This is a genomic window from Mesorhizobium sp. B2-3-6 (genome assembly GCF_006442305.1).
Classification (GTDB): domain Bacteria; phylum Pseudomonadota; class Alphaproteobacteria; order Rhizobiales; family Rhizobiaceae; genus Mesorhizobium.
In genome coordinates this window covers 258,715-283,574 of record NZ_VFVW01000009.1, presented here as the reverse complement: position 1 = coordinate 283,574, position 24,860 = coordinate 258,715, and the positions used below count along the sequence as shown (strand labels likewise).

28 protein-coding genes are annotated in these 24,860 nt (G+C 65.1%); 17 read left to right on the top strand and 11 right to left on the bottom strand.

The features are described from left to right. The first annotated feature begins 108 nt into the window (after positions 1 to 108). Positions 109 to 288 carry a hypothetical protein gene (locus FJ953_RS25375; RefSeq protein WP_140491829.1) on the top strand — a complete coding sequence of 60 codons (180 nt, stop codon included), beginning with the start codon at positions 109 to 111 and terminating at the stop codon, positions 286 to 288. 73 nt (positions 289 to 361) lie between these two features. On the opposite strand, the gene FJ953_RS25370 is transcribed toward FJ953_RS25375, so the two are convergent. From FJ953_RS25370 to rph, 5 genes are all read right to left on the bottom strand, one after another. Continuing rightward, a complete protein-coding gene (locus FJ953_RS25370) occupies positions 362 to 796 on the bottom strand; it encodes an EamA family transporter (RefSeq protein WP_140491827.1) in 435 nt (144 codons plus the stop codon). Positions 797 to 894: 98 nt separating this feature from the next. Continuing rightward, the gene (gene hemW, locus FJ953_RS25365; protein WP_140625306.1) at positions 895 to 2,073 is read right to left on the bottom strand and encodes a radical SAM family heme chaperone HemW; all 1,179 of its coding nucleotides are present in this window, start codon (positions 2,071 to 2,073) and stop codon (positions 895 to 897) included. After that, the gene (gene rdgB / locus FJ953_RS25360; protein ID WP_140625305.1) at positions 2,070 to 2,732 is read right to left on the bottom strand and encodes an RdgB/HAM1 family non-canonical purine NTP pyrophosphatase; all 663 of its coding nucleotides are present in this window, start codon (positions 2,730 to 2,732) and stop codon (positions 2,070 to 2,072) included. Before rdgB ends, hemW begins: the two co-directional genes overlap by 4 nt. Next, positions 2,732 to 3,142 carry a VOC family protein gene (locus FJ953_RS25355; RefSeq protein ID WP_140625304.1) on the bottom strand — a complete coding sequence of 137 codons (411 nt, stop codon included), beginning with the start codon at positions 3,140 to 3,142 and terminating at the stop codon, positions 2,732 to 2,734. The genes rdgB and FJ953_RS25355 overlap by 1 nt, the downstream gene beginning before the upstream one ends. 183 nt (positions 3,143 to 3,325) lie before the next feature. Continuing rightward, the gene (gene rph / locus FJ953_RS25345; RefSeq protein ID WP_140491814.1) at positions 3,326 to 4,042 is read right to left on the bottom strand and encodes a ribonuclease PH; all 717 of its coding nucleotides are present in this window, start codon (positions 4,040 to 4,042) and stop codon (positions 3,326 to 3,328) included. Between the two features lie 253 nt (positions 4,043 to 4,295). On the opposite strand from rph, the gene hrcA reads away from it, so the two are divergent. The 6 genes from hrcA (at position 4,296) to FJ953_RS25315 (ending at position 9,879) form a co-directional block, all read left to right on the top strand. After that, the gene (hrcA, locus tag FJ953_RS25340) at positions 4,296 to 5,408 is read left to right on the top strand and encodes a heat-inducible transcriptional repressor HrcA (RefSeq protein ID WP_140491812.1); all 1,113 of its coding nucleotides are present in this window, start codon (positions 4,296 to 4,298) and stop codon (positions 5,406 to 5,408) included. Between the two features lie 37 nt (positions 5,409 to 5,445). Continuing rightward, positions 5,446 to 5,646 (top strand): hypothetical protein, encoded by a 201-nt coding sequence (locus FJ953_RS25335; RefSeq protein WP_140491810.1) that lies wholly within the window; start codon positions 5,446 to 5,448, stop codon positions 5,644 to 5,646. A 124-nt stretch (positions 5,647 to 5,770) separates the two neighbouring features. Continuing rightward, positions 5,771 to 7,141, top strand: coding sequence for a sorbosone dehydrogenase family protein (locus tag FJ953_RS25330; protein ID WP_140625302.1), 1,371 nt, complete (start codon positions 5,771 to 5,773; stop codon positions 7,139 to 7,141). Between the two features lie 128 nt (positions 7,142 to 7,269). Beyond that, positions 7,270 to 7,887 (top strand): LysE family translocator, encoded by a 618-nt coding sequence (locus FJ953_RS25325; RefSeq protein ID WP_140514131.1) that lies wholly within the window; start codon positions 7,270 to 7,272, stop codon positions 7,885 to 7,887. Positions 7,888 to 8,079: 192 nt separating this feature from the next. After that, entirely contained in the window at positions 8,080 to 9,060 is a 981-nt protein-coding gene (gene cysK, locus FJ953_RS25320; RefSeq protein ID WP_140514132.1) for a cysteine synthase A, read from the top strand. 192 nt (positions 9,061 to 9,252) lie between these two features. Next, entirely contained in the window at positions 9,253 to 9,879 is a 627-nt protein-coding gene (locus FJ953_RS25315) for a glutathione S-transferase family protein (protein ID WP_140554718.1), read from the top strand. Between the two features lie 34 nt (positions 9,880 to 9,913). Here the strand turns inward: FJ953_RS25315 and FJ953_RS25310 are convergent, their stop codons facing one another. Next, positions 9,914 to 11,158, bottom strand: coding sequence for an RNA polymerase sigma factor (locus tag FJ953_RS25310; protein WP_140625328.1), 1,245 nt, complete (start codon positions 11,156 to 11,158; stop codon positions 9,914 to 9,916). Positions 11,159 to 11,165: 7 nt separating this feature from the next. Beyond that, positions 11,166 to 11,534: a YciI family protein gene (locus FJ953_RS25305; RefSeq protein WP_140491798.1), complete on the bottom strand. Its 369-nt coding sequence runs from the start codon at positions 11,532 to 11,534 to the stop codon at positions 11,166 to 11,168. 260 nt (positions 11,535 to 11,794) lie between these two features. Here FJ953_RS25305 and FJ953_RS25300 point away from each other — a divergent pair, with 260 nt between their 5' ends. The 3 genes from FJ953_RS25300 to FJ953_RS25290 are packed head-to-tail and all read left to right on the top strand — an operon-like array spanning position 11,795 to position 15,312. Next, positions 11,795 to 12,754: a TAXI family TRAP transporter solute-binding subunit gene (locus FJ953_RS25300; RefSeq protein WP_140514134.1), complete on the top strand. Its 960-nt coding sequence runs from the start codon at positions 11,795 to 11,797 to the stop codon at positions 12,752 to 12,754. A 57-nt stretch (positions 12,755 to 12,811) separates the two neighbouring features. Continuing rightward, on the top strand, positions 12,812 to 14,932 hold the full coding sequence (locus FJ953_RS25295) for a TRAP transporter permease (protein ID WP_140625301.1): 2,121 nt from the start codon (positions 12,812 to 12,814) through the stop codon (positions 14,930 to 14,932). Further along, a complete protein-coding gene (locus tag FJ953_RS25290) occupies positions 14,929 to 15,312 on the top strand; it encodes a DUF1850 domain-containing protein (RefSeq protein WP_140625300.1) in 384 nt (127 codons plus the stop codon). The genes FJ953_RS25295 and FJ953_RS25290 overlap by 4 nt, the downstream gene beginning before the upstream one ends. Before the next feature lie 313 nt (positions 15,313 to 15,625). On the opposite strand, the gene FJ953_RS25285 is transcribed toward FJ953_RS25290, so the two are convergent. Further along, complete coding sequence (locus FJ953_RS25285; RefSeq protein ID WP_013892047.1) at positions 15,626 to 15,766, bottom strand: hypothetical protein; 141 nt, start codon at positions 15,764 to 15,766, stop codon at positions 15,626 to 15,628. A 398-nt stretch (positions 15,767 to 16,164) separates the two neighbouring features. On the opposite strand from FJ953_RS25285, the gene FJ953_RS25280 reads away from it, so the two are divergent. From FJ953_RS25280 to ligD, 3 genes are all read left to right on the top strand, one after another. Then, positions 16,165 to 16,671, top strand: a complete 507-nt coding sequence (locus FJ953_RS25280; protein WP_140491790.1) for a ferritin-like domain-containing protein — start codon at positions 16,165 to 16,167, stop codon at positions 16,669 to 16,671. Positions 16,672 to 16,782: 111 nt separating this feature from the next. Further along, positions 16,783 to 17,661, top strand: coding sequence for a Ku protein (locus FJ953_RS25275; protein ID WP_140514137.1), 879 nt, complete (start codon positions 16,783 to 16,785; stop codon positions 17,659 to 17,661). A 12-nt stretch (positions 17,662 to 17,673) separates the two neighbouring features. Then, complete coding sequence (gene ligD, locus FJ953_RS25270; protein ID WP_140625299.1) at positions 17,674 to 20,187, top strand: DNA ligase D; 2,514 nt, start codon at positions 17,674 to 17,676, stop codon at positions 20,185 to 20,187. Between the two features lie 78 nt (positions 20,188 to 20,265). Here the strand turns inward: ligD and FJ953_RS25265 are convergent, their stop codons facing one another. After that, positions 20,266 to 20,940 carry a winged helix-turn-helix domain-containing protein gene (locus FJ953_RS25265; protein WP_140625298.1) on the bottom strand — a complete coding sequence of 225 codons (675 nt, stop codon included), beginning with the start codon at positions 20,938 to 20,940 and terminating at the stop codon, positions 20,266 to 20,268. 161 nt (positions 20,941 to 21,101) lie between these two features. Between FJ953_RS25265 and FJ953_RS25260 the strand changes: the two genes are divergently transcribed. Both FJ953_RS25260 and FJ953_RS25255 read left to right on the top strand, forming a co-directional pair. Continuing rightward, entirely contained in the window at positions 21,102 to 21,434 is a 333-nt protein-coding gene (locus FJ953_RS25260; protein ID WP_140491782.1) for an NIPSNAP family protein, read from the top strand. Next, a complete protein-coding gene (locus FJ953_RS25255; RefSeq protein WP_140559146.1) occupies positions 21,431 to 21,775 on the top strand; it encodes an antibiotic biosynthesis monooxygenase in 345 nt (114 codons plus the stop codon). The genes FJ953_RS25260 and FJ953_RS25255 overlap by 4 nt, the downstream gene beginning before the upstream one ends. A 42-nt stretch (positions 21,776 to 21,817) precedes the next feature. On the opposite strand, the gene mbfA is transcribed toward FJ953_RS25255, so the two are convergent. Continuing rightward, positions 21,818 to 22,801 (bottom strand): iron exporter MbfA, encoded by a 984-nt coding sequence (mbfA, locus tag FJ953_RS25250; RefSeq protein ID WP_140491779.1) that lies wholly within the window; start codon positions 22,799 to 22,801, stop codon positions 21,818 to 21,820. A gap of 177 nt (positions 22,802 to 22,978) precedes the next feature. Here mbfA and FJ953_RS25245 point away from each other — a divergent pair, with 177 nt between their 5' ends. Beyond that, positions 22,979 to 23,302 carry a hypothetical protein gene (locus FJ953_RS25245; protein WP_140514141.1) on the top strand — a complete coding sequence of 108 codons (324 nt, stop codon included), beginning with the start codon at positions 22,979 to 22,981 and terminating at the stop codon, positions 23,300 to 23,302. A 147-nt stretch (positions 23,303 to 23,449) separates the two neighbouring features. Continuing rightward, a complete protein-coding gene (locus FJ953_RS25240; RefSeq protein ID WP_140491775.1) occupies positions 23,450 to 24,430 on the top strand; it encodes a threonine/serine dehydratase in 981 nt (326 codons plus the stop codon). A gap of 112 nt (positions 24,431 to 24,542) precedes the next feature. Here FJ953_RS25240 and FJ953_RS25235 read toward each other — a convergent pair whose 3' ends face one another. After that, positions 24,543 to 24,848 carry a DUF1236 domain-containing protein gene (locus FJ953_RS25235; protein WP_140491773.1) on the bottom strand — a complete coding sequence of 102 codons (306 nt, stop codon included), beginning with the start codon at positions 24,846 to 24,848 and terminating at the stop codon, positions 24,543 to 24,545. Between the last annotated feature and the right edge of the window lie 12 nt (positions 24,849 to 24,860).

The following is a 24,860-nucleotide window of genomic DNA, read 5'->3' as shown; positions in this document are numbered from 1 at the left end:
CGGGTTGCAAAAGCCGCTGTAATGCAAGGCGAGCGCCATTCCTTCGCCACAGTAGGGAACGAAACCGTCGTTCGCAGATTTAGCCCCTGATTCCCCCGGGAGGACAGGATGGACAGACTGACCATACAGGACGCTTTCGAGCCCTACTATGCAGGCCGCAAGCGCTTTGCCGCGCAAGGAGACGGGAAGCCGCCCGCCACCACGGACGGCAAGCAGGGGCCCGCGCGCCGCCCGCCACCAGAGATCAAGCTACCCGACAACGAACCCGACAGCACGACGGAGCACTGACCGGACGATGCCCAATCGCTTCGATATTTTCATCACCCGTCTCGAAACCAAGAACGCCCGCCACGGCGCAGCACTACCCTCGATAAGCGACCAGCACCGCGCCCGCCGCGATAAGGGCGACGCCAAGCCAGTTCGCACCGGTGAGCCGCTCGCCGAGAAAGACCGCGCCAAACACCGCCACAAGCACGACGCTTAGCTTGTCGATGGGCGCCACCTGCGCCGCATTGCCGATTTTCAGCGCGCGGAAATAGCAGAGCCACGAGGCTCCGGTCGCCAGTCCCGACAGGCTAAGGAAAAGCCAGGTCTTCCCGGAGATCGAGGCCCACGATTGGAATTGGCCGCTGGCGGCGAGGATCGCCGCAAGCACGACCAGGATGATGGCTGTCCGGATGAGGGTGGCGAAATCGGAATTGATGGTCTCGATGCCGACCTTGGCGAAGATCGCCGTCAGCGCCGCGAAAGTCGCCGACAACAGCGCCCAGAATTGCCAGGAGAGCGGCAGGTTCATTCGGATAGCCTCACCGGTCGGGTCTCAACTCAGATACCGCGAAACAGCCGCCTCCAGAAGCGTAATCTTGGCTTCGAGATTGGGAGCAGCATCCCAGCCTACCGCGCCAGATCGGCCACCACGGCGTCGAGCACGATCATGCCGGCGGGCGTGACGCGCAGGCGGGCGTTGCCGATCGGCGCCACCAGCCCTTCGCCTTGCAGCACCGACAGCCGCGCGCTCGACAGGCCGCGCCCGGAAAACGCTTCGTAACGCGACAGGTCGATGCCTTCCGCCAGCCTCAGTCCCATCAGCAGGAACTCGTCAGCCTCTTCGGAGCGCGTCAGGGTCTCGCCGCCGGTGACGCCATGGCCCTTGGCCTCGACCAGATTGGCCCAGGTTTCCGGCATCCTCTCCGCGATGGTCACGACGCGGTGGCCGTTCTCGACGAAGCGGCCATGCGCGCCGGGGCCGACGCCGACATATTCGCCATAGCGCCAGTAGGTCAGATTGTGCCGGCTTTCGGCACCCGGCCGGGCGTGGTTTGAGATCTCATACGCCGGCAAACCATGGGCTGATGTCACCTCTTGCGTCAGCGCATAAAGGTCGGCGGCGTGGTCGTTGTCGGGGATGATGAATTTCTTCGCCGCGTGCAGCGCGTGGAACGGCGTGCCTTCCTCGATGGTCAGCTGATAGAGCGACAGATGGTCGGCGGCGTGGCCGATCGCCTGTTCGAGCTCCGATGCCCAGGCCTCCGGCGTCTGGCCTGGCCGTGCGTAGATCAGGTCGAAGGAGAGCCTTGGGAATATCTCCCGCGCGAGCCCGATCGCGTGCAGCGCCTCGTCCACATTGTGCAGCCGGCCAAGGAAGCGCAAATCCTTGTCGTTCAGCGCCTGCACACCGAGCGAGACCCGGTTGACGCCCGCAGCGCGATAGCCGCGAAAGCGTTCGGCTTCGACCGAGGAGGGATTGGCCTCCAGCGTCACCTCGATGGCGTCGGGCACCGTCCAGTTCTTCGCCACGGCGTCCAGGACCCTGGCCACCGTTTCCGGCTTCATCAACGACGGCGTGCCGCCGCCGAGAAAGATGCTGGTCACCTCGCGTGGGCCGGTGCGCTGGCGCATCGTCGCCAGTTCCGCCTCGAAGGCGGCGGCAAAGCGCTCCTGGTCGACCGGCTGGTGGCGAACATGGCTGTTGAAGTCGCAATAGGGGCATTTGGCCGCGCAGAACGGCCAATGCACATAGACGCCGAAACCGGGGCTGCGGTCGAGCGGCATGGTGGCGCCGGGCCTGATCATGCCGAGCCTAACCTGGCCAGACCCAATCGAGCTTGGGCGAATTTCTGAAAGGCGCGGGCGCGGTGCGACAGCGCCGTAGCCTGGCCGGGTTTCCAGCCGTGTTTTTCCTCGGCACTCATCTCGCCGAAGGTCTTTTCGAAGCCGTCGGGCAGGAACACCGGGTCGTAGCCGAATCCGAGCTCGCCGCGCGGCGGCCAGACCAGCGTGCCTTCGGCCTCGCCGCGGTAATATTCGGCCTCGCCATCGGGAAAGGCGAGGCAGATGACGGCGACGAAGCGTCCCGTGCGCTGCGCGGGCGTGGCGGCGCCGACTTCCTGCAGCGCCACTTCGGTGCGCTGCATGGCGATGCCGAAATCCCTGCTGCCATCAGGCGTTTCGGCCCAGTTGGCGGTGTAGACGCCGGGCGCGCCGTCGAGCGCGTCAACGCACAGGCCCGAATCGTCCGACAGCGCCGGCAGGCCCGTCGCCTTGGCCGCGGCGAAGGCCTTGATATAGGCATTCTCCTGGAAGGTGGTGCCGGTCTCTTCGGGTTCGGGCAAGCCATAGTCCTTCGCCGATTTCGCCTCGAATCCGAATGGCGCCATCAGATCGGCGAATTCGCGCAGCTTGCCTTCATTGTGGCTGGCGACGACGATCTTTTTTCCATCGAGAGAATGCATCAAAGTCCCCAGATTCTCGGCTCGGCGAATTCGATCGAATTGCCGGAAGGATCGCGGATATAAAGCGAGCGGCCGCCTTGCGGCCATTCGAATTCGCTTTCGATGGCGATGTTCTTCGCCTTCAGATGGGATTTCCAGCGGCTGATTTCATCGGCGGTCGCCGCAAAGCAGAGATGGCCTTCGCCTGATGTGCCGTGCGGCGGCACTTTCAGCCTCGCGTCGGGCGCGGGCGGGACCTTGGTCGCCTCGGCGTTGAAGATCAGCAGCACGCCGGCTCCGCAACGGAAGAAGAGATGGCGGCCCTCGACCTTGCCGAGGAGGGTGAGGCCGAGGACATCGGTGTAGAAGGCTTCGGCAGCGGCGAGGTCGGTGACGTAAAGAGCGGATTCAAGAATGGCAGAGGGGGTCACGAGGCGCCCCCCTCTGGCCTGCCGGCCATCTCCCCCGCAAGGGGGGAGATTGGCGGCGTGAGCGCCCGCTCATGGTATTCTATGCTGATTACTGGCGAAGCTCGAGACAACAGCCGATCTCCCCCCTTGGGGGGGAGATGCCCGGCAGGGCAGAGGGGGGGGCCCAGGCTCCGCATGAATAAACTACGCCACCGCCATCTGCTGCAAACTCACCAGCCTCTGGATGCCTTTCTTGGCCAAGCCCATCAGCTCGGCGAACTGCCCTTCCGAAAAGGGCTCGCCCTCGGCCGTGCCCTGGATCTCGACGATGCCGCCCTTGCCGGTCATGACGAAATTGGCGTCGGTGCCGGCGGAGGAATCCTCGAGATAGTCGAGGTCGATGACCGGCTGGCCGTCATGGATGCCGCAGGAAATCGCCGCGACATGGTCCTTCAGCACCTTGGCGACGCTCACCATCTGCCGCGCTTCCATCCAGCGCAGGCAATCGTAGAGCGCCACCCAGCCGCCGGTGATGGAGGCGGTGCGGGTGCCGCCATCGGCCTGGATGACGTCGCAGTCGACGGTGATCTGCTGCTCGCCCAGCGCCTGCAGGTCGACCACGGCGCGCAGCGAGCGGCCGATCAGCCGCTGGATCTCCAGCGTGCGCCCGCCCTGCTTGCCGGCGGAGGCCTCGCGGCGCATGCGCTCGCCTGTCGAGCGCGGCAGCATGCCGTATTCGGCCGTCACCCAGCCTTTCCCGGAATTGCGCATCCAGCCCGGCACCTTTTCCTCCAGGCTTGCCGTGCACAAGACATGCGTGTCGCCGAACTTCACCAGGCACGAGCCTTCGGCATGTTTGGAGACGCCGCGCTCGAAGGAGATGGCGCGCATTTCGTCGAACTGGCGTTTGGAGGGGCGCATTCGGCCTGCTTTCTTGTCAGCTTTTTTGAATCTTGGCCGGCTTTTAGACGCATGCGGGGCACGGCGTAAAGGAAAATGGACCGGCGGCCGCAAACGCGGCGACACCGGGGCGATCGCGCAACACGACACCGGGTGATCGCAAACGGCGACACCGGGTGATCGCAAGTGCGACACCGGCTGATCGCGCAACGCGACACCGGGTTGCGCGCAGCGCCGCGAAGTCTATATCCTTGAACCGGAGGTTATGGCCGCAATGACCAAGGCAGTCGATCCCGCTTCGCAGTCGCTCGCTCTTCACGCGCCGGCACTTCAGGCGCCCGCACTTCAGGCGCTCGACATGCGTTCGCGCGACATCTTCCGGCGTATCGTCGATTCCTATCTGAGGGACGGCGAGCCCGTGGGATCGCGCAGCCTGTCGCGCATCCTGCCGTCCTCGCTGTCGCCCGCCACCATCCGCAACGTGATGAGCGATCTCGAACATCTCGGCCTGATCTACGCGCCGCACATCTCGGCCGGTCGCCTGCCGACGCAGGCCGGCCTGCGCTTCTTCGTCGACGCCTTCATGGAATTGGGCGACCTCTCCGACGAGGAGCGGCGCAGCATCGAGGCGCAGGTGCGCGCCTCCGGCTCGGGCGCCACGCTGGAACACATGCTGACCGAGGCCAGCCAGATGCTGTCGGGCATGTCGCGCGGCGCCGGCCTGGTGCTGGCCGCCAAGAACGAGGTGGCGCTCAAGCACATCGAGTTCATCCAGCTCGAGCCCACCAAGGCGCTGACCGTGATGGTGTCGCAGAACGGCGACGTCGAGAACCGGGTCATCGATCTGCCGGCCGGCATCACCGTCTCGCAATTGCACGAGGCCTCGAATTTTCTCAACGCCCATATTCGCGGCCGTACGCTGGCCGAGGCGCGGGCGGAGGTCGAGCGTATCAAGGAAGAGACAAGGGCAGCGCTCGACACGCTGTCGCAGGACCTGGTGGAGAAAGGGCTGGCGGTGTGGGCCGGCGCGGAAAGCGGCCTGCCGGCGCGCCTGATCGTGCGCGGCCGCGCCAATCTGCTCGAAAACGTCACCGCCCAGGCCGACATCGAACTCCTGCGCCACCTGTTCGAGGACATGGAGACGCAGGACGGGCTGATCCAGCTGCTCGACCTCGCCGAGGCGGGACCGGGCGTGCGCATCTTCATCGGCTCGGAAAATAAGCTTTTCTCGCTCTCCGGCTCGTCGCTGGTCGTGGCACCCTACCGCGACAAGGACGCCCGCGTCGTCGGCGCGCTCGGCGTCATCGGCCCGACCCGGCTCAACTATGCCCGCATTGTCCCGATGGTCGACTATACGGCGCAGCTGATATCGCGCATGCTGCGCTGAGAGCTGGGATCGATCCAGACGGCCGAGGAGAGAAAAGATGGCGCTGGAATCGTTCAAGGCCCAGATCAGCCTGCTGCTGGAGGAGATGGTCAACCAGCCTGAGGATGTGCGCGAAGTGCAGGAGCAATTGCGCGAGAAGCTGCGCGAAATCCGCGCCATGGGCATGCCGCTGCCGGCCGATCTCGTCGAACTGGAAAAGAACCTCGACGCCGATCTCGATCTCGACGCGGATAGCTGACCCGAATTCCTTCAACTCCCCGTGTCGTCCGGAACGACTGCCGAGCCCGCCCGTTCCCTTGATGCATGTGACTTCGGTCTTGGGACAACGACATGCATGAAGAAGCGAGAAGCTGGAGACTGGGATGATCCGACTTGCCGGCGCCGTGGTAATCGCTGCTGCCTTGCTCTTCGCCGCGACGGCATTGGCCCAGCAGGAAGAGCCGGTGCTGAAGGGCGCGGCCGCATTCGGTGACTGGCGGGCCGATGCGCCGGGCGTGCGCCGGTTGATCAGCCCGCAAGACCAGCCCAGGCCCTATGTCACCAGATCCGCCTCGAACGGCGCCGGTCCGGTGCAAAGGCCGCAAGGCGCCGAGCCGCGGCTGCCGGCGGGCTTTTCGGCGGAACTGATCGCTTCGGGCATCGACAATCCGCGCGTCGTGCGCGTCGCGCCCAATGGCGACCTGTTCGTCGCCGACAGCGAGGCCAACCAGATCCGCGTCTACCGTCTCGGCGAGGGCAGCGCGAAACCTGTCAGGGACGGCATCTTCGCCCGCAATTTCAACCAGCCCTACGGCATCGCCTTCTACCCGCCTGGGGACAACCCGCAATGGGTCTATGTCGCCAACAGCGACAGCATCGTGCGCTTTCCCTACCGCGATGGCGACCTGGAGGCCTCCGGCGAGCCGGAAACCATCGTCCGCGATATTCCGGCCACTCATCACTGGACCCGCGACATCGCCTTCTCGCCGGACGGCAAGACGCTGTATCTCTCGGTCGGCTCCGGCTCGAACGCCGCCCAGGACATGGCAAGGAAACCGCGGGGCGGGCTCGACGCCTGGGCCAGGTCGAAGCCGCTCGGCGCCACCTGGGGCGCGGAGGAAGGCCGCGCCGACGTCAGGGCTTTCGACCCGGACGGTAGGAATGGGCGCATCGTCGCCACCGGCCTGCGCAACTGTTCGGGCATGGCCATCCAGCCGGCGGCGGGCGCGCTGTGGTGCGTGGTCAACGAGCGCGACGCGCTCGGCGACAACGTGCCGTTCGAATATGCGACCGAAGTGAAGGAAGGCGCCTTCTACGGCTGGCCCTGGTACTATATCGGCGACAATGAGGATCCGCGCCACAAGGGCGCGCGTCCCGACCTTGCCGGCAAGGTCACCGTCCCCGACATTCTGATGCAGGCGCATTCGGCGCCGCTCAACATCGCCTTCTACGACGGCAGGAATGTCCGCGCAGGATCCGGTTTTCCGGCCGAATACAGGGGCGACGCCTTCGTCGCCCTGCACGGTTCGTGGAATCGCGGCAACAGGACTGGCCACAAGGTGGTGCGGCTCAAGTTCAAGGACGGCAAGCCGACCGGCGAATATGAGGATTTCATGACCGGCTTCGTCACCTCCGGCGGCGAGGTCTGGGGCCGGCCGGTCGGCGTGGCGGTGGCGAGCGACGGCGCGCTGATTGTCACCGAGGACGGCAACGGCACCATCTGGCGCGTGACCTACGGCGACGGCCGGTCCTGATCCGCTGGGAGGCCTCGAGCACGGGGCATGCCTGGTGCAACCAAATCCGGCTCCAGGCAATTCCCGCCCGCGAAACTCTGTGCGACAAGGCGCCGTCCCAGCAGTTTCGCGGACGCAAGGCTCGATCCATGACCCTCACCGGCTTTCTCGCCTACAGCGCCGCCCTCGGCTTGGCCGCGGCCATTCCCGGCCCCGGCATCACCGCGCTTGTGGCGCGCGCGCTCGGTTCCGGCTTCCGCTCGTCGCTGGCCATGTCCTTCGGCCTGATGCTCGGCGACCTCCTTTATCTCACCGCCGTGGTGCTTGGGCTTGCCTTTGTCGCGCAGACCTTCGGCCTGGTGTTCCTCGCCGTCAAATGGGCCGGCGTCGCCTATCTCGCCTTCCTCGGCTGGCGCTTCTGGACCGCCGGCATCACGCCCGAGACGGTCGAGGCCAGGAAAGGCAAGGGCGGGCTAGCGTCGAGCTTCCTCGCCGGCCTGACGGTGACGCTCGGCAATCCGAAGACGATGATCTTCTATCTCGCCATCACGCCGACCATCGTCGACCTCAAGACCATCACGCTGGCCGATTACGGCATCCTCGCCGCACTCACCGTCCTCGTCCTGTTCGTGGTGCTGGTGCCTTATCTGGCGCTGGCGGCCAAGGCGCGCTGGTTCCTGCGCTCGCCGCGCGCCCTGAAGGCGCTGAACCGCACCGCGGCCGGTTTCATGGTCGGCGCGGCGGCGGCGATCGCCGCCCGCCAATAGGGCCATTTTTGCCAAGGCATTCCGCCGGACTGGCTTTTGCGGGAACGCTTTTCCGAGGCCGAGGCGTTTTAGACACGGGCCCCACTCGGATATTTTCGGGCGACGGTCTATCTTGCGTCCGTGGAAGGCCTATCTTGGCGGCCATCCGTCTGAGATCAGTTCCATCCGCCTGACATTCTGGGAGCCAAACCAATGAACAAGTTCGCCGCCTCCGCTCGTGTTCCCGGCCGTGGCCGCATCTACAATTCCATCACCGATACGATCGGCGACACGCCACTGGTGCGGCTCGACAAATTCGCCAAGGAGAAGGGCATCGTTGCCCATCTCCTTGCCAAGCTCGAATTCTTCAACCCGATCGCCTCGGTCAAGGACCGTATCGGCGTGGCGATGATCGAGGCGCTCGAGGCATCGGGCAAGATCGCTCCCGGCAAGACGACGCTGATCGAGCCGACTTCGGGCAATACCGGCATAGCGCTTGCCTTCGCTGCCGCCGCCAAGGGCTACAAGCTGATCCTCACCATGCCCGAGACCATGTCGGTCGAGCGCCGCAAGATGCTGGCGCTGCTCGGCGCCGAACTGGTGCTGACCGAAGGGCCGAAAGGCATGAAGGGCGCCATCGCCAAGGCCGACGAACTGGCGGCCACCATCCCCAACGCCATCATCCCGCAGCAGTTCGAGAACCCGGCCAATCCCGAGATCCATCGCACGACGACTGCCGAGGAGATCTGGAACGACACCCATGGCGAGGTCGACATCATCGTCTCCGGCATCGGCACCGGCGGCACCATCACCGGCGTCGGCCAGGTGCTGAAGAAGCGCAAGCCTTCGCTGCATGTCGTCGCGGTCGAACCGGAAACCTCGCCGGTGCTGTCGGGCGGCCAGCCTGGCCCGCACAAGATCCAGGGCATCGGCGCCGGCTTCGCGCCAAAAATCCTCGACACCACCATCTATGACGAAATCGTCACGGTCTCGAACGAGGATTCGGTCGCCAATGCCCGCCTCGTCGCCCGGCTGGAAGGCGTGCCGGTCGGCATCTCCTCGGGCGCCGCTTTGCAGGCGGCGATCGTCGTCGGCTCGCGGCCGGAGAACAAGGGCAAGAACCTGGTGGTGATCATCCCGTCCTTCGCCGAGCGCTATTTGTCGACGATCCTGTTCGAAGGGCTGGGCGCTTAGGGTCTTCGTTGGGCGAAGCGATACGACGCGTCGCCTGTCAAGTTTCGACACGCCCCCTGCCGAGCGCCTAACACAAAGGTGCTTAGCCTGGCCCGCTGAAAAAACCCGCCGTGACGGATGCCACGGGCTTGAGCAGCGCCCTGCTTCCGGTTCATATCGCCCCCGGCCCTAGCAGGGCCGGCGGAGGACCTCATGTACAAGCTCTACACCCGTCCCGGCAGCGGCGGCTTCGTTGTCGAGGCGGCCCTGGTGTTGGCCAATGCGCCGTTCGAGCAGATCGACGTACCGAAATCCGATCGGCCCGATCCCGCTTTCCTCCACATCAGCCCCCTGAACCAGGTGCCGGTGCTGACCTTGCCGGACGGCCGCTCGCTGACCGAATCGGCGGCCATCTGCATCCTGCTCGCCGAACGCCATCCGCGGGCCGGACTGGCGCCAGCGGCCGATGAACCGGCCCGCGCCGACTTCCTGCGCTGGATGGCGTTCATGTCGTCCGCCCTCTATCCGGCGGTGCTGCGTTTCTACTACGCGCCACGCTACACGGCCGACGCCGACGGCGCCAAGGCCGTCAAGCAGGCGGCCGTGGCCGAGATGGACCGCGGCTTTGCCGTCGTCGATGCCGCCTTGCGCGGCCGCGACTGGCTGGCAGGCGAGGCGATGTCGGTGGCCGATATCTATTTGGCCATGCTGGTGGCCTGGCATCCCGACAGCGGCAAGGCACGCACTGCCTGGCCCGACATCGAACGCCTGTGGGCCAGGCTTCGCGAGCACCCGCTGATGAAGACGCTCAACGCATCGCACGAAATGTGGCCGGGCTGAACAATTCATCGGCAAAGCACCGCGCTCAGGCATTTCAATGCCTGAGCGTCGCGCGTTTTCCCTGCAGGAAGCGGCGTACCGCCGGATCGCTTTCGAGGCCGATCGCACGGTCATAGGCTTCGACCGCCTGCGGCACCTGGCCGAGCCTGGCCAGAAGGCCGGCGCGCGCGGCCCAATAGGGCTGGTAATCATTGAGCCGCTTGTCGTCGCCAAGCACGTACAGCGCCGCCAGCCCCGCCACGGCGCCCTCGGCTTCGGCGATCGCCACCGCGCGGTTGATCGCCACCACGGGCGATCGTGCGATCGAAAGCAAGGCGTCGTAGAATTCGCGGATCGCCACCCAGTCGGTCTCGCCGCTCAGCCGCCGCGCCGCGTGGACGGACTGCACGGCCGCCTCGAGCTGGTAGCGGCCGATCACGCCCATGGAGGCGGCGCGGCCGAGCAGGGTTTCCGCCTCGTCGATCAAGGCATGATCCCAAAGCGCATGATCCTGCTCGGCGAGCGGCACATAATCTCCGGACCCATCGCGGCGCGCGGTACGGCGCGCCTCGGCGAACAGCATCAGCGCAAGCAGGCCCAGCGCCTCCGGTTCGTCCGGCAGCAGCGAGGCCACCAGCCTCCCGAGCCAGATCCCTTCGGTGGCCAGGTTCCGGCGCCGCGTCTCTGTGCCCGCCGGGTCGGACCAGCCCTCGGCGAAGGTCGCGTATATGGCCTCCAGCACGGTATCCAGGCGCTCGCCGAGTTCGGCTCGCTCCGGTACGCGGAACGGAATGCCGGCTTCACGGATGCGGGCCTTGGCCCGCACCAGGCGCTGGCCCATTGTCGCCGGCGGGACCAGGAAGGCGGAGGCGATCGTCGCGGCGTCGAAACCAAGCACGGCCTGCAGGATCAGCGGCGCGCGCACGCCAGGTTCGATCGCCGGATGCGCGCAGGCGAACATCAGCCGCAGCCGTTCGTCGGGCAGGTCCTGGTCGGTCATGCACGCCTCCGCCTCCTCGGCAATCAGCTTGAGATGGTCGCGGCCGGCTTCGCTGGTGAGCCGCCGCCGCACCGCGTCGACACGCCGCCGCCTTGCCACGGCAAGCAGCCAGGCCTCCGGCTTTTCGGGCACGCCGGTTCGCGGCCAGCGTTCGAGCGCCGCGGCAAAGGCGTCGGCCAGCGCGTCCTCGGCGGCGGCCACATCGCGCGTGCGCGCCGCGAGCCAGGCGACCAGCTTGCCGTAGCTTTGCCGGGCGGCGGCCTCGGCGGCTGCCCGGGCAATCTGCGCGCTGCTGTCCATCACATCGTCATTTCTTGGGCATGTATTCGGCCATTTCCCAAATCGGCCGCAACTCGACCGTGCCTGTGCTGGCCGCCGGGCAGCGCGCGGCCCATTCGATGGCGGTATCGATGTCGGCCGCTTCGATCATGTAGAAGCCGGCAAGCTGCTCCTTGGTGTCCGCATAGGGGCCGTCGATCACGTTGGTCTTGCCGTCGGTGATCCGCACCGAGGTGGTTGCCTGAGTTGGGCGCAGCCTTTCTCCGGCCAGCCACGCGCCAGATTTCTTCAACGCTTCGGTATAGGCGCCATAGGCCGCGCTCATCTGTTGGGCCTTTTCGATCGGCGTGTTCGCCAGTGCGGCTTCGTCGTTGTTGATCAAAAGCATGTATCGCATGGGTCTTCTCCCGTGGTTTCCTAGGCTGCGTCCTTGCGAGCCGGACATATGTCGCGCGGCAAGGGCCGATTTCGACAGGTGCCGGAAAAAATCTTTCGGCCACGGTCGCGTCCCGCGCAAGCCGGAGCTGTTTCCGCATCCATTCAACCGTTCGTCTAATGAATGCAATTGCGGGTTGGCATTTGCGGCCCGCCGTCTAAACTTGGCCGGTTCGCATCGAGGAGGTGGTGCGGCAGCCAATATTTCAGGGAGGAAACCGGATGTTCCATTTCAGAACGAAGTTCGTTGCAGCCGGCGCAATGGCGCTATCGCTTGGGCTCGGCATTGCCTCGGCCAGGGCACAGGAATTCATCAACGTGCTGACCGGCGGCACGTCGGGCGTCTACTACCCGCTCGGCGTGGCGCTGTCGGAAATCTACAGCAAGGGCATCGCAGGCGCCCGCACCCAGGTGCAGGCCACCAAGGCTTCGGTCGAGAACCTCAACCTGCTGCAGCAGGGCAAGGGCGAGATCGCCTTCGCGCTCGGCGATTCCGTCAAGATGGCCGCCGAAGGCAATGCCGAGGCCGGCTTCCCCGGCAAGCTCGACAAATTGCGCGGCATCGCCGCCATCTACCCCAACTATATCCAGATCGTCGCCAGCCAGGAATCCGGCATCAAGACGCTGGCCGACCTCAAGGGCAAGAGCCTGTCGGTCGGCGCGCCGGCCTCCGGCACCGAGCTCAACGCGCGTGCCATCTTTGCCGCCGCCGGCCTGAAATACGAGGATCTCGGCCGGGTCGAATACCTGCCCTTCGCCGAATCGGTCGAGCTGATCAAGAACCGCCAGCTCGATGCCACGCTGCAGTCGGCCGGCCTCGGGGTCGCCTCGATCCGCGATCTCGCCACCTCGGTGCCGATCAACGTCGTCGCGGTGCCGGCCGAGGATGTCGCCAAGATCGGCGCCCCCTATCTGTCGGTGGTTATCCCCAAGGGCACCTATGAGGGCCAGGCCGAGGACGTCGCGACCGCGGCCGTCGGCAATTTCCTCGTCACCCGCGCCGATGTTTCCGACGAGACGGCCTATCAGATGACCAAGCTGATGTTCGAGCATCTCGACCAACTAGCCGCCGCCCACGCCGCCGCCAAGGCGATCGACCCTGCCAAGGCGCTCGACGGCATGCCGGTGCCGCTGCATCCGGGCGCGGAACGCTATTACAAGGAGAAGGGGCTGCTGAAGTAGGCGAGGACTATCTGAGATGTCTTCGCACTGTCATTCGCTCATTTTGGAGTGCATCGGATGAGCGAAACAACGCATGGAACGACAGCCGACGGCAAATCCTCCACCTTCCGTCTCCCCGTCGCCGAAGAGCAGGTCGAAGGCTTGCCGCCGGGCTTTGGCGAGGGCATCACCGGCAAGGCTGCCTTCCTCATCGCCGTCGCCTTTTCCGTGTTCCAGATCTACGTCGCCGCCTATGGCAGCATCCCGAGCCAGGTGGTGCGGGCCATGCATGTCGGTTTCCTGCTGCTGCTCGGCTTTGGCCTGATCGCCAACCTGCGCGCCCGAAGCCTGCCGGCCAAGGCCGTGTTCTGGGCGCTCGGCGTGCTCGGCTTCGGCACCGGCCTCTACAATTGGGTGTTCTACACCGACCTCATCCGCCGCTCCGGTTTCCTCACCACGCCGGATCTTGTCGTCGGCGCGGTGCTGGTGGTGCTGGTCTTCGAGGCGGCCCGGCGGCTGATGGGACTGCCGCTGGCGATCATCGCTTTCATCTTTCTCGCCTATTGTTTCGTCGGCAACCATCTGCCGCCGCCCTTCATCCATCGCGGTTACGATTTCGCCCAGCTCGTCGACACTTTCGCCTATGGCACCGAAGGCATATTCGGCACGCCGGTCTATGTCTCGGCCGCCTATATCTTCATCTTCGTGGTCTTCGCCGCCTTCCTCGAACGCGCCGGCATGATCGCGCTGTTCAACGATTTCGCGCTCGGCCTGGTCGGTTCGTGGCGCGGCGGCCCGGCGCAGGTCTGCGTTTTGTCCTCGGCGCTGATGGGCACCATCTCCGGCTCCGGCGTCGCCAATGTCGTGGCCAGCGGCCAGTTCACCATCCCGCTGATGAAGCGCTTCGGCTTCCGGTCGGCCTTCGCCGGCGCCGTCGAGGCGACCTCCTCGATGGGCGGCCAGATCATGCCGCCGGTGATGGGCGCGGTCGCCTTCATCATGGCCGAGACGCTGAACATCCCCTATGCCGAAGTGGTCAAGGCGGCGATCATCCCGGCGCTGCTCTATTTCGGCGCCTGTTTCTGGCAGGTGCATCTGGAAGCCGGCAAGGCCGGCCTGCACGGCATGGCCAAGGCCGAACTGCCCAATCCCTGGGATGCCGTGCGCCAGCACTGGCCGCTGGTGCTGCCGCTGGCGGCCCTCATCTATCTCCTGTTTGCCGGCTACACACCGATCTTCGCCGGCACGATGGGGCTGGCGCTGACCATCGTGCTCATCCTCGGCACGCCGCTGGCGGCCCTGATCGGACCGCTCGCCTTCCGCGTCGTCTTCTGGCTGGCGCTCGGGCTCGCCGCCGCCTCGTTCATGCGCTTCGGCGTCAACATACTCGGCCTCGTCATCGCCGCTCTCGTCGTCGCCTGCTTGGCCTTCAAGGGCGGGCGCGAAACGCTGCGGATCTGCGTGGATTCACTCGCCGAAGGGGCCAAGAACGCGCTGCCGGTCGGCATCGCCTGCGCCATCGTCGGCATCGTCATCGGCACGCTGACGCTCACCGGCATCGCCTCCACTTTCATCGGCTGGATCATCTCCATCGGCCAGGACAATCTGTTCCTGTCGCTGGTGCTGACCATGCTCACCTGCCTGGTGCTCGGCATGGGCATCCCGACCATTCCCAACTACATCATCACCTCCTCGCTGGCCGGCCCGGCGCTTCTGTCGCTCGGCGTGCCGCTGGTGGTCAGTCACATGTTCGTTTTCTATTTCGGCATCATGGCCGATCTTACGCCGCCGGTGGCGCTGGCCGCTTTCGCGGCCGCCCCGATGGCCAGGGAAAGCGGCCTCAAGATCGGCATCCAGGCGACCAAGCTTGCCATTGCCGGTTTCGTCGTGCCGTTCATGGCCGTCTACACGCCGGCGCTCATGCTGCAGGATCCAGGCCCGATCGCCGCCCAGTTCGGCTACCCCCTCGAGGTCGCCTACATCGTCGTCAAGGCGTGTATGGGCATCGTGCTGTGGGGCGCCGCCGCCGTCGGCTTCCTTGCCAGGCGCATGGCGTGGTGGGAACGGCTCGTCGCCTTCTGTGCCGGCGTGCTGCTGGTCGCGGCGATCCCGCTCACCGACGAGACAGGCTGGGCATTGTCGTTCGCCTGGATCGGCTGGCATTTCTGGCGCGCGCGGCGGGCGACGGCCCAAGCATGAGCCTGTGTATCCTTGCCGCCGGCAAGACGGTGACGCTGGCGGCCGCCGCCTTCACCCTGTCCTGGACGCACTCGGTGGAGCGCACGCGCTGGGAGGAACACTGGAAGGTGATGCCTACCGGCCTGCAAGTCACCGAGGCGCGCATAAAGGGCTCCGGCGCCGGCATGGAACCACCCGAGGGCGCGGTGCTGCGAGACGGTTGGTGGGCCTATGCTCCGAAAGTCGGGCCGCAGCGAAGCCTTATGCTCGCCGCCTCCGGCGCGACCGGTGATGGTTGGACACTGTGCACAGATCAGGGTTGCCGAGAACTCGGCAAGGTGGCCGGCGGCACGATTGTGCTGGAGCCGTGTGCGCCGGACGGCGCGAGCCGGCCGCGGTAGCGCACGATCATCCCGGCTGGCGCAAACGCCGTCGAAGACGGTCAGCGGCTGGCTTGCATCGAAGGGTATTCAGAAGGACGGCTTGGACTGGGGCCCGACTGGACTGGGGCGACTGGACTGGGGAAGGTCGCTCACGCGGGCCTCGGCGGCCTGTGTCCTGAGACATTAAGCCGGCGAAGGCGGTCTCAAAGCCGCGGCGATGTCGCACGCCGCCGATCGGCGAAGGTCGGGCGCTCGGCGCGATAGGTGGTGGCGCGCGACTCGGCGTCCGGCCTGCAGATGCGGCTGTTGTGTCGGCTCTCGAAAGTCATGGTCAGTGCGCGCCCAGCGAGGTGCCGCGACGAGCGCAGGCCGGGCCTGGTCCGCGCATGTAGTAGCGCTCGGGCCGATAGGTCGGCGCGACGAATTCGCGGATGGCTGCGGCATAGCCGATGAGGTGCGTGAGGAAGTTCATTTTACCTGTCCCTGTCCCGACTTTCGGATGTCCCTTCCGAATTGCGGAAATCATAGCGTCGAGGCGTGAATAGTCGGTGAACGCGATGTTAATTTCTGGTCGAAAACCCGTCGCTTCATGGCCGGAATGCGGCTGATTCGGGGTCTTTCCACGCCTTTTGTCGCCATTTCGGCGTGTGTGACTTTTGCATCACATATGTTTCGTTTGAATGTCGCCTGGGTGCGGTTGCGTTTCAGCTTTCGCCCTGGCGGGAGAATTTCCTTGCTCGCCGCCGCAAGTCCGGAACCCGGCCCGGGACGAGACGTTGATTCTTCGAGCCGGCATGGCCGGCCATGGGGCCGCCGACCTGCGGCCCCACGCTAACCCGCAACCGCAAGAGCAAAGGAAGGGCCGCAATCATGGGCTTCTTTTCGAAGGACATCAAAACCCTGGACGACCTCTTCGTGCACACGCTGCGCGACATCTATTATGCCGAAAAGCAGATCGAGAAGGCATTGCCGAAGATGATCGACAAGGCGACGGATCCGCAGCTGAAGGCCGGCTTCGAGAAACATCTCGAGCAGACCAGGGGCCATGTCGAGCGCGTCGAGCAGGTGTTCGAACTGCACGGCGTCAAGGCCAAGGAGGTCAACTGCCCGGCCATAGACGGCATCCTCGAGGAAGCCGACGACGTCAGTGGCGACGTCGACGACAAGGAGGTGCTGGACGCGGCGCTGATCGCCTCGGCGCAAGCGGTCGAGCACTATGAGATGACCCGCTATGGCACCTTGATCGCCTGGGCCAAGCAGCTTGGCCGCAGCGACTGCGCCAACGTGCTGGCCAAGAACCTCAAGGAAGAGCAGGCGACGGATCGAAAGCTGACCGAAATAGCGGAAAGCAAGATCAACCTGCAGGCCGCCGAATAGGGGCTGAAAGAGCCGGGGCCGGTGGCAATCGCGCCGGCCTTGGCTCGACCGGATTGGAACCGTTGGGGTCGTCGTCCGTTCCAGCCAGGTCTTTCTCTACAGGAAATCATCATGGCGCCGCGTCCCGCCTGGAGAGGCTATCTGAAGCTTTCGCTGGTCACCTGCGCCATCGAACTGACCAATGTCGTCACCCATGCCGAGAAGGTCTCTTTTCGCATCCTCAACCGCGAGACCGGCAACACGGTGAAGCGGATCTATGTCGACGCCGAAACCGGCAAGCCGCTTGAGGATGGCGACGAGATCAAGGGCTACGAGGACGACGATGGCAAGTTCATCCACATCGAAGAGGACGAGATCGAGGCCATCCAGATCGAGTCCTCGCACACGATGAGCCTCGACGGCTTTGTCGACAAATCCTCCATCGAGCAGATCTATCTCGATACGCCCTATTACGTCGCGCCGGCCGACAAGGTCTCGCAGGACGCTTTCGCCGTCATCCGCGACGCGATGGCCGGCAAGAAGATGGCGGGTCTGGCGCGCATCGTGCTCTATCGGCGCGAACGTCCCGTGGTCATCGAACCGCTCGGCAAGGGCATGGTGCTGACGACGTTGCGATACGACAACACGGTGCGCCAGCCGGACACCGTCTTCGGCGACATCGAATCGGTAAAGACGGATCAGGAGATGACCGATCTGGCCGAGCTCATCATCGACAAGAAGAAGGCGAAGTTCGATCCCTCGAAATTCGAGGACAAGTATGAGGATGCGCTGCTCGAACTGATCCGCGCCAAGAAGGCGGGCCGCAAGGCGCCGAAGGCCAAGGCGGCGCCCAAGCCGTCCAACGTCGTCAATCTTTTCGACGCTCTGAAGAAGAGCCTTTCGTCGGACGGCGGATCGGGCGAACGCCGCGGCAAGGCCTCCGCGAAAGCCAAACCGGCGGTCAAACGCGGCAAGCCGAAAGAAGCCGCGCCCAAGCGCAAATCGGCGTGAGGACATCAAGGGATGGCTAGCCTCGAACAATATCACGCCAAGCGCGATTTCAGGAAAACCGCCGAACCCCCCGGCAAGGTCGCCCGCGGCAAGAAGAGCGAGGCAGGCGGCATCTTCGTCATCCACAAGCACGCCGCGACCAGGCTGCATTACGACCTGCGCCTCGAACATGCCGGTGTGCTGTGGAGCTGGGCGGTGACGCGCGGGCCCAGCCTCGATCCGCACGAGAAACGGCTCGCCGTGCATGTCGAGGACCATCCGATCGACTATGCGCCGTTCGAGGGCACCATTCCCAAGGGCGAATATGGCGCCGGCTCGGTCATCGTCTGGGACGAGGGCACATGGGTGCCCGAGGGCGATCCGGCCAAGGCGATGAAGAAGGGCCATATCAACTTCGAGCTCAACGGCCACAAGCTGCACGGCCGCTGGCACCTGGTGCGGCTGAGACCGCGCCCCGGAGAGAAGCGCGACAACTGGCTGCTGATCAAGTCGGACGATGGCGCGGCCCGGCCAGGCGAGGATATTCTGGAGGAAGCGCCGAAATCGGTGAAGTCGGGCCTGACGATCGAGGAGGTCGGGGCGGGCAAGGCCGCGAAAGGGGAGAAGGCGAAGGTCTGGCACTCCAACAAACCGGCCGCCGCCCAAGCCAAGGCCGGACACGCAAAGCGCCTCGACTTCATCGAGCCGCAACTGGCCACGCTCGAGCGGGAAGCGCCGCCGGGCGAGGACTGGCTGCATGAGGTGAAGTTCGACGGCTATCGCATGCAGACGCAGATCGCCGGCACGGACGTGCGGCTGCTCACCCGCACCGGCCTCGACTGGACGAAGAAATTCGGCGACGCGATCGTCGCCGAGCTCGCCGGATTGAAATGCAGCGACGCCATCATCGACGGCGAGATCGTGGTGCTGGCCGACAGCGGCGTCTCTTCCTTCGCGCTTTTGCAGGCCGACCTGTCGGCGAAGCGCACGGATCGCTTCATCTACTACGTCTTCGACCTGATGCGGCTGAATGGGCGGGACCTGCGCCGCGAGCCGCTGGTCGAGCGCAAGCAGGCCTTGCAGGAATTGCTGGCCAGCCAGCCGGAGGATTCGGCGGTCCGCTTCAGCGACCATTTCGCCGAGCCCGGCAAGGTGATGCTCGAGCATGCCTGCCGCATGGGACTGGAAGGCGTCGTCTCCAAGCGCGCCGACGCGGTCTACCGCAGCGGGCGCGGGCCGTCCTGGGTGAAGTCGAAATGCACGCTGCGACAGGAGTTCGTCATCGCCGGCTACCTGCCGTCCGACAAGACCGGGCGCGGGCTGCGTTCGCTGCTGCTCGGCTATTTCGAGGCCGGCAAGCTGCACTATGCCGGCCGCGTCGGCACCGGCTTCTCGACCGGCGGCGCCAATGCCCTGAAGAAGAAGCTCGATGCGCTGCAAACGAAGTCGTCGCCCTTCGACAAGGCCGTGCCGAGAGGCAAGGGCCTGGTCTGGGTTAAGCCCGAGCTTGTCGGCGAAGTGGAGTTCCGCAGTTGGACCTCCGACCGTATAGTACGCCACGCCTCGTTCCAGGGGCTGCGCGAGGACAAGCCGGCGGAGGAAGTCGTGCAGGAAAAGCCGAAGACACCGACAGGCAAAAGCACGGCCCGGGCCAAGCCGGCGTCAAGCGGCGCAACGCCGGCAAGGGCGGCAACCACCACGGTGAAGCTGTCCCACCCAGAAAAGCTGCTGTGGCCCGACGAAAAGATATCCAAGCAGGGGCTGCTCGATCATTACGCGCTGGTGTGGCCGCGCATGAAACAATTCGTGGTCAACCGCCCGCTCAGCCTGGTCAGGGCCCCCGACGGTGTCGGCGGCCAGCGCTTCTTCCAGAAGCATGCCTCGCCAGGCATGCATGACAAGATCGAGAAAACGAGGGATCCCACGGATGGCGAGGAAATCCTGTTTATCCGTGACTTCGACGGCGTCGCGGCACTTGTCCAGCTCGGCGTGGTTGAGATCCACATCTGGGGTTGCACCATCGACGAGCTCGAACGACCTGACCAGATCGTCTTCGATCTCGACCCCGATGAAGGCGTCGACGTGAAGGCGGTGCGGGCGGCGGCACTCGACATAAGGGGCAAGCTTGACGAGCTGTCGCTGCCCAATTTCGTCAAGACGTCGGGTGGCAAGGGCTTTCATGTCGTCGTGCCGCTGAAGCCGTCGGCCAACTGGGAGGAGGTGAAAGGCTTCGCCCATGATTTCGCGCGCGCGCTGGAACAGGGCGCGCCCGACCGCTACACCGCGACGCTGTCCAAGAAGGCGCGCACCGGCAAGATATTCGTCGACTATCTGCGCAATGGCAGCGGCGCGACCACGGTGGCGCCCTACTCGTCGCGGGCCAAGAAGGGTGCCACGGTGTCGATGCCGGTGACCTGGGCCGAGATCGAAGCCGGCCTGCCGCCGAACGCATTCCCCATCGGCGACAAGACGACGCTGAAGCAACTCGCGGAAGCCGATCCGTGGAAGGATTTCTTCAAGAAGGGGAAGGTGTTGAAGCGGGGGTAATCCTGCCCGCATTTGCAGCGCGGCGATCCTTCGCGCCTGTCCCGCCGACGAATCGATGCTGGCAACAGCGCCGATAGCTCAAGCCAAAAACACCTTCTCGAACGCCTGTTTGCCGGGCGGCGAAAAAATCAAGGCGCGGCTGTCCTTCTCCCGGCGCGCCCATTTCTCGGTGAGGATCTTGTCGAGGATGGCGGCGCCCAGCGTGCCGGCGAGATGCGAGCGTCGTACGCTCCAGTCGAGGCAGGCGCGGCACACCGGCCGCCGGGCCTTTGCCTCCACATCGATGCCCATCGCCGCGAAATGCGAGGCGGCCGAAGGCGCCAAGCGGATTTCGCCGTGGTCTCGCAGCAGCAGTCTCCGGTCGATGAGGCGGTCGAGCATCGCCACCGCCTGCTCGCCGGCAAGATGATCGTAGCAGACGCGCGCCACGCGCATGGCCCCGTCGCGCGGGCCCGGCCGCACGCGCCTGGGGCCGATGGTTTCGGCGACGCCGGCGATGGCTTCGATCATTTCAGCCACCTGCGGCCCGGCGAGCCCGTAATAGCGATGCCGGCCCTGGCTTGCCACGGTCAGCAGCCCGCCTTCCATCAGTTTCGACAGATGCGAGGAGGCGGTCGGCATCGATACGCCGGCCTCGAGCGCCAGTTCGCTTGCCGTCAGCGCCGTGCCGCCCATCAGTGCGTTGAGCATGTTGGCGCGGGCCGGGTCGCCGATCAGGCTGGCGATGCGGGCAATGTCGGGTCCTTCGCGCATAGTTTCATCCCTATCGAAGCATTCTCGCCAGATAATCACTATCCTTCGCTGAGCTCAAGGAGCGCTGACGATGCTCCTGACAGGAAACTGCTTAGCACAACGGCGTAGGCGACGTTTCGACAGAGATCGAATAATCTGTGCGTCAACTCAGGGAGACCGAAATGACCATCACCTGCTTCATCCGCTACGAGATCGATCCGTTCGGCAAGGCCGCGTTCGAGGAATATGCCCGCAACTGGGGCCAGGCCATTCCGCGCTGCGGCGCCGACCTGATCGGCTACTACGCGCCGCATGAAGGCTCGGCCACGACCGCCTATGCCGCCTACAACATAGAAAGCCTGGCTGCCTATGAAGCCTATAGGGCCCGGCTTGCCGCCGACCCGGCCGGCAAGGCAAACTACGAATTCGCCCGCCGTGAAAAATTCATCCTCAAGGAGGACCGCATGTTCCTGAAACTGGCGTCCGGCCCGCACGCGAAGCTGGTGCTGCCGTGATCGCCGTCATCTTCGAGGTCGAGCCGGCCGCGGGCAGGCGCGATGCCTATCTGGACATCGCCGCGCAGTTGCGGCCGCTGCTTGAAAGCATCGATGGCTTCATCTCGGTCGAGCGCTTCCAGAGCCTCGCCAATCCGGATCGCATCCTGTCACTATCGTTCTGGCGCGACGAGGAAGCGGTGAAGGCCTGGCGCAACACGCAAGAACACCGGCAGGCCCAGCAGGCCGGGCGCGGCGGCATCTTTGCCGGCTACCGCCTGCGCATCGCGCACGTCGTGCGCGATTATGGGCTGAGTGAAAGGCAAGAGGCGCCGGTCGATAGCCGGGCGGTGAACGGGTAACACCTTTCTCTTCTCCACAGGAGGAGGAGAAGGGAAATGGCGTTATGCGTTGCCGATCAGCACGCCTGCCGCGAACACCAGCGCGCCGCCGAGCACCACCTGGAAGGCGGCGCGCAGGAAGGGTGTCTGCATGTAGCGGTTCTGGACGAAGGCGATGGCCCAGAGTTCGAAGAACACCACCACGGCGGCAACCGCTGTCGCCGTCCAGAAATGTGGGATCAGGTAGGGCAGCGCATGGCCGAGGCCGCCGAGCGTCGTCATGATGCCCACGGTCAGGCCGCGCTTGACCGGCGAACCCCGACCCGACAGCTTGCCGTCGTCGGAGGCGACCTCGGTGAAGCCCATCGAGATGCCGGCGCCGATCGAGGCGGCGAGGCCGACGAGAAGCGTCTGCCACGTGTCGTGCGTGGCAAAGGCGGCGGCGAAGATCGGCGCCAGCGTCGATACCGAGCCGTCCATCAGTCCGGCCAGTCCCGGCTGCACATAGGTGAGGATGAACTGGCGCTGCTCGGCCGTCGCCTCCTCGACCTTCACGGTGCCCGGCACGTGCTGCTGCTCCAGCCGCTGCGCCATGCTCTCATGGCTCTGTTCCGCCGCCGCCAGTTCGTCGAGCAGCTTTCTGGTCGAGGCATCGGTGGTGCGCCTGGCCGCCTCGACATAGAACAGATAGGCCTGCCGCTCCATCGCCTCGGCCTGGCGGCGTACCTGCTCGATGCCGAGCGGCTTGACCAGCCAGTCGGGCTTGCGCTCGTAATAGCCCTTCACATGCTCGCGCCGGATCAGCGGAATGCGCTCCCCGAAACGCCTGCGGAAAAGCTCGATCAGCGCGTCGCGATGACCGTCCTCCTCCTCGGCCATGTCCTCGAACATCTTGGCCGATTGCGGAAAATCCTCCGCCAGCCCATCCGCATAGGCGCGATAGATGCGCCCGTCGTCTTCTTCCGACGAGATGGCAAGCGCCAGGATCTCCTGTTCGGAGAGCGAATCGAAGGAGCGGCGGCCGAAGCCGAAAACACGGGAAAGCATGAGGAAATCACCCTAGTTTAGAATTGTTCTAAACTAAAGTTTGCTGCCGCATCGGTCAATCGTGCGCCTGGGCAGTGGTCAAGATTTGTTGAAGCCGCCATTCGGCGCCGCCTCTTCATTATCGGCAAATGTTCACTTATATGACCAAACTCAAGCCAACAACCGAGGAAGCCGCCGATGACTGCAAAGCCGGACGCCCATCACTTCGACCCGAAACCCGTCCTCGACCTCATAGCCAGCATCGAGGCCGATCTGCAGCGCCTGAAAGGTCTGGTCGAGCAGCAGATCGAGAAGTTCGATCCCGCCAACCCGCACAACAAGACCCTCGACGGCAAGCTGACCGAGGAAGGCGTCGAGTGCTGCTACCGCATGTTCGACGAAGGCAAGTCGCGCTATTCGGTCTCCCAGCAGATGAAGATTTCCTTTGCCGCCGCCACCCATCGCTTCAACGCCTGGCGCAAGGCCGGCGGCAACAAGCGGCAGCGGACGTTGTTGGGGTGAGGGTTGAACTGGACGGACCGGCAGGCAGGTGACTGCCAGCACTGCCGGCCGTCGTGATCTCAAACCTTGTGAGGGTTACATTTTTTTGTTGGCCTCGCGCGGCCCTTTGCGTGCACCATGGCCGGACCACATCTTACAGGACCCGCCATGACCACGCCTCCCGGCATCGCCGATATCCACGCCGCCGCCGCCCGGCTCTCCGGCCTTATCGTCGAGACGCCGCTGATCGAATCGCCCGAGCTCAACAGCCGCTTCGGCGGCCGCATCCTGTTCAAGCCGGAAACGCTGCAGCGTACCGGCTCGTTCAAGTTCCGCGGCGCCTACAACAAGCTGTCCTCGCTATCGGCCGAGGAGCGTGGCCGCGGCGTGGTCGCCTTTTCCTCGGGCAATCATGCGCAAGGCGTTGCCGCTTCCGCCGCCATGTTCGGCGTCAGGGCGGTCATCGCCATGCCGTCGGACGCACCGGCCATGAAGATCGGCAATGTCCGCAAGATGGGCGCCGAAGTGGTCGCCTTCGATCGCGTCCGCGAAGACCGCGTGGCCGTGGTGCGGCCTTACGTGGAGAAGGGCATGGTCCTGGTGCCGCCCTATGACGATCCCGCCATCATCGCCGGCCAGGGCACGATCGGCCTCGAACTGCTGCGTCAGGCCAAGGCGCTTGGCGTGAGCCTCGACGCCGTCATCGTTCCCTGTGGCGGCGGCGGGCTGAGCAGCGGGATTTCGATCGCGGTCAAGGACGGTTCGCCCGCCACCGCCGTCTGGGCGGCAGAGCCGGAATTTTTCGACGACACCAGCCGGTCGCTGGCCAAGGGCACCAGGGTAGCGAATGAGCCCGGCCACACCTCGATCTGCGATTCACTTCTCGTCGCCGAGCCGGGCGCGCTCACTTTCGAGATCAATCGCAGGACGCTGGCCGGCGGGATTGCCGTCTCGGAGGAGGCGACGAAGCAGGCCATGCGCGACGCCATGGCCCATCTCAAGCTCGTCGTGGAGCCCGGCGGCTGCGTCGGGCTCGCCGCGCTCTCGTCGGGCAGGATCGACTTGGCCGGCAAATGCGTGGCCGTGGTGCTGTCTGGCGGCAATGTCGATTTCGACGCCTATGCCAAGATCATGGCTGCTGCCGCTTGACGCCCGCCCTGCATGGCAGGGCGGGCAGCCTTGTTGTTTCGCAATTCCGGATGGAAACCGCTGCGCACTTTTCCTGGAATTGCCCAGTGCCCGTCAGCTGATGACGGTGCCGTCAGTCGATGACTTTCACGATGCGACGGGTTCCGGGATCGACGAGGACGGTCTGACCGTTGACGACGACATAGCGGTACTGCACATCAGGAACATCGATCGCATGCAGCTCAACAGTGTCCGGCAAGGTCGAGCCGATGGCCAGCTGGACGCCCAGCAGGTCGACCGAGGCGATCGGCTTCTTGTGCACATATTCGCGGATAACGGTCTCCTGCTGCGGCTCGATGATCACGTCCTGAGCAGCGGCGGCACCGATGCCGGCGGCTAGCAGAAGCCCGGCCGCGGTGGCGGAAAGATACAGTCTCATCATTGCCTCCAT

Coding starts and splice junctions, on each gene's coding strand:
- FJ953_RS25375 (WP_140491829.1), top strand. CDS start 109: ATGGACAGACTGACCATACAGGACGCTTTCGAGCCCTACTATGCAGGC.
- FJ953_RS25370 (WP_140491827.1), bottom strand. CDS start 796: ATGAACCTGCCGCTCTCCTGGCAATTCTGGGCGCTGTTGTCGGCGACT.
- hemW (WP_140625306.1), bottom strand. CDS start 2,073: ATGATCAGGCCCGGCGCCACCATGCCGCTCGACCGCAGCCCCGGTTTC.
- rdgB (WP_140625305.1), bottom strand. CDS start 2,732: ATGCATTCTCTCGATGGAAAAAAGATCGTCGTCGCCAGCCACAATGAA.
- rph (WP_140491814.1), bottom strand. CDS start 4,042: ATGCGCCCCTCCAAACGCCAGTTCGACGAAATGCGCGCCATCTCCTTC.
- hrcA (WP_140491812.1), top strand. CDS start 4,296: ATGACCAAGGCAGTCGATCCCGCTTCGCAGTCGCTCGCTCTTCACGCG.
- FJ953_RS25335 (WP_140491810.1), top strand. CDS start 5,446: ATGGCGCTGGAATCGTTCAAGGCCCAGATCAGCCTGCTGCTGGAGGAG.
- FJ953_RS25330 (WP_140625302.1), top strand. CDS start 5,771: ATGATCCGACTTGCCGGCGCCGTGGTAATCGCTGCTGCCTTGCTCTTC.
- FJ953_RS25325 (WP_140514131.1), top strand. CDS start 7,270: ATGACCCTCACCGGCTTTCTCGCCTACAGCGCCGCCCTCGGCTTGGCC.
- cysK (WP_140514132.1), top strand. CDS start 8,080: ATGAACAAGTTCGCCGCCTCCGCTCGTGTTCCCGGCCGTGGCCGCATC.
- FJ953_RS25315 (WP_140554718.1), top strand. CDS start 9,253: ATGTACAAGCTCTACACCCGTCCCGGCAGCGGCGGCTTCGTTGTCGAG.
- FJ953_RS25310 (WP_140625328.1), bottom strand. CDS start 11,158: ATGGACAGCAGCGCGCAGATTGCCCGGGCAGCCGCCGAGGCCGCCGCC.
- FJ953_RS25305 (WP_140491798.1), bottom strand. CDS start 11,534: ATGCGATACATGCTTTTGATCAACAACGACGAAGCCGCACTGGCGAAC.
- FJ953_RS25300 (WP_140514134.1), top strand. CDS start 11,795: ATGTTCCATTTCAGAACGAAGTTCGTTGCAGCCGGCGCAATGGCGCTA.
- FJ953_RS25295 (WP_140625301.1), top strand. CDS start 12,812: ATGAGCGAAACAACGCATGGAACGACAGCCGACGGCAAATCCTCCACC.
- FJ953_RS25290 (WP_140625300.1), top strand. CDS start 14,929: ATGAGCCTGTGTATCCTTGCCGCCGGCAAGACGGTGACGCTGGCGGCC.
- FJ953_RS25285 (WP_013892047.1), bottom strand. CDS start 15,766: ATGAACTTCCTCACGCACCTCATCGGCTATGCCGCAGCCATCCGCGAA.
- FJ953_RS25280 (WP_140491790.1), top strand. CDS start 16,165: ATGGGCTTCTTTTCGAAGGACATCAAAACCCTGGACGACCTCTTCGTG.
- FJ953_RS25275 (WP_140514137.1), top strand. CDS start 16,783: ATGGCGCCGCGTCCCGCCTGGAGAGGCTATCTGAAGCTTTCGCTGGTC.
- ligD (WP_140625299.1), top strand. CDS start 17,674: ATGGCTAGCCTCGAACAATATCACGCCAAGCGCGATTTCAGGAAAACC.
- FJ953_RS25265 (WP_140625298.1), bottom strand. CDS start 20,940: ATGCGCGAAGGACCCGACATTGCCCGCATCGCCAGCCTGATCGGCGAC.
- FJ953_RS25260 (WP_140491782.1), top strand. CDS start 21,102: ATGACCATCACCTGCTTCATCCGCTACGAGATCGATCCGTTCGGCAAG.
- mbfA (WP_140491779.1), bottom strand. CDS start 22,801: ATGCTTTCCCGTGTTTTCGGCTTCGGCCGCCGCTCCTTCGATTCGCTC.
- FJ953_RS25245 (WP_140514141.1), top strand. CDS start 22,979: ATGACTGCAAAGCCGGACGCCCATCACTTCGACCCGAAACCCGTCCTC.
- FJ953_RS25240 (WP_140491775.1), top strand. CDS start 23,450: ATGACCACGCCTCCCGGCATCGCCGATATCCACGCCGCCGCCGCCCGG.
- FJ953_RS25235 (WP_140491773.1), bottom strand. CDS start 24,848: ATGAGACTGTATCTTTCCGCCACCGCGGCCGGGCTTCTGCTAGCCGCC.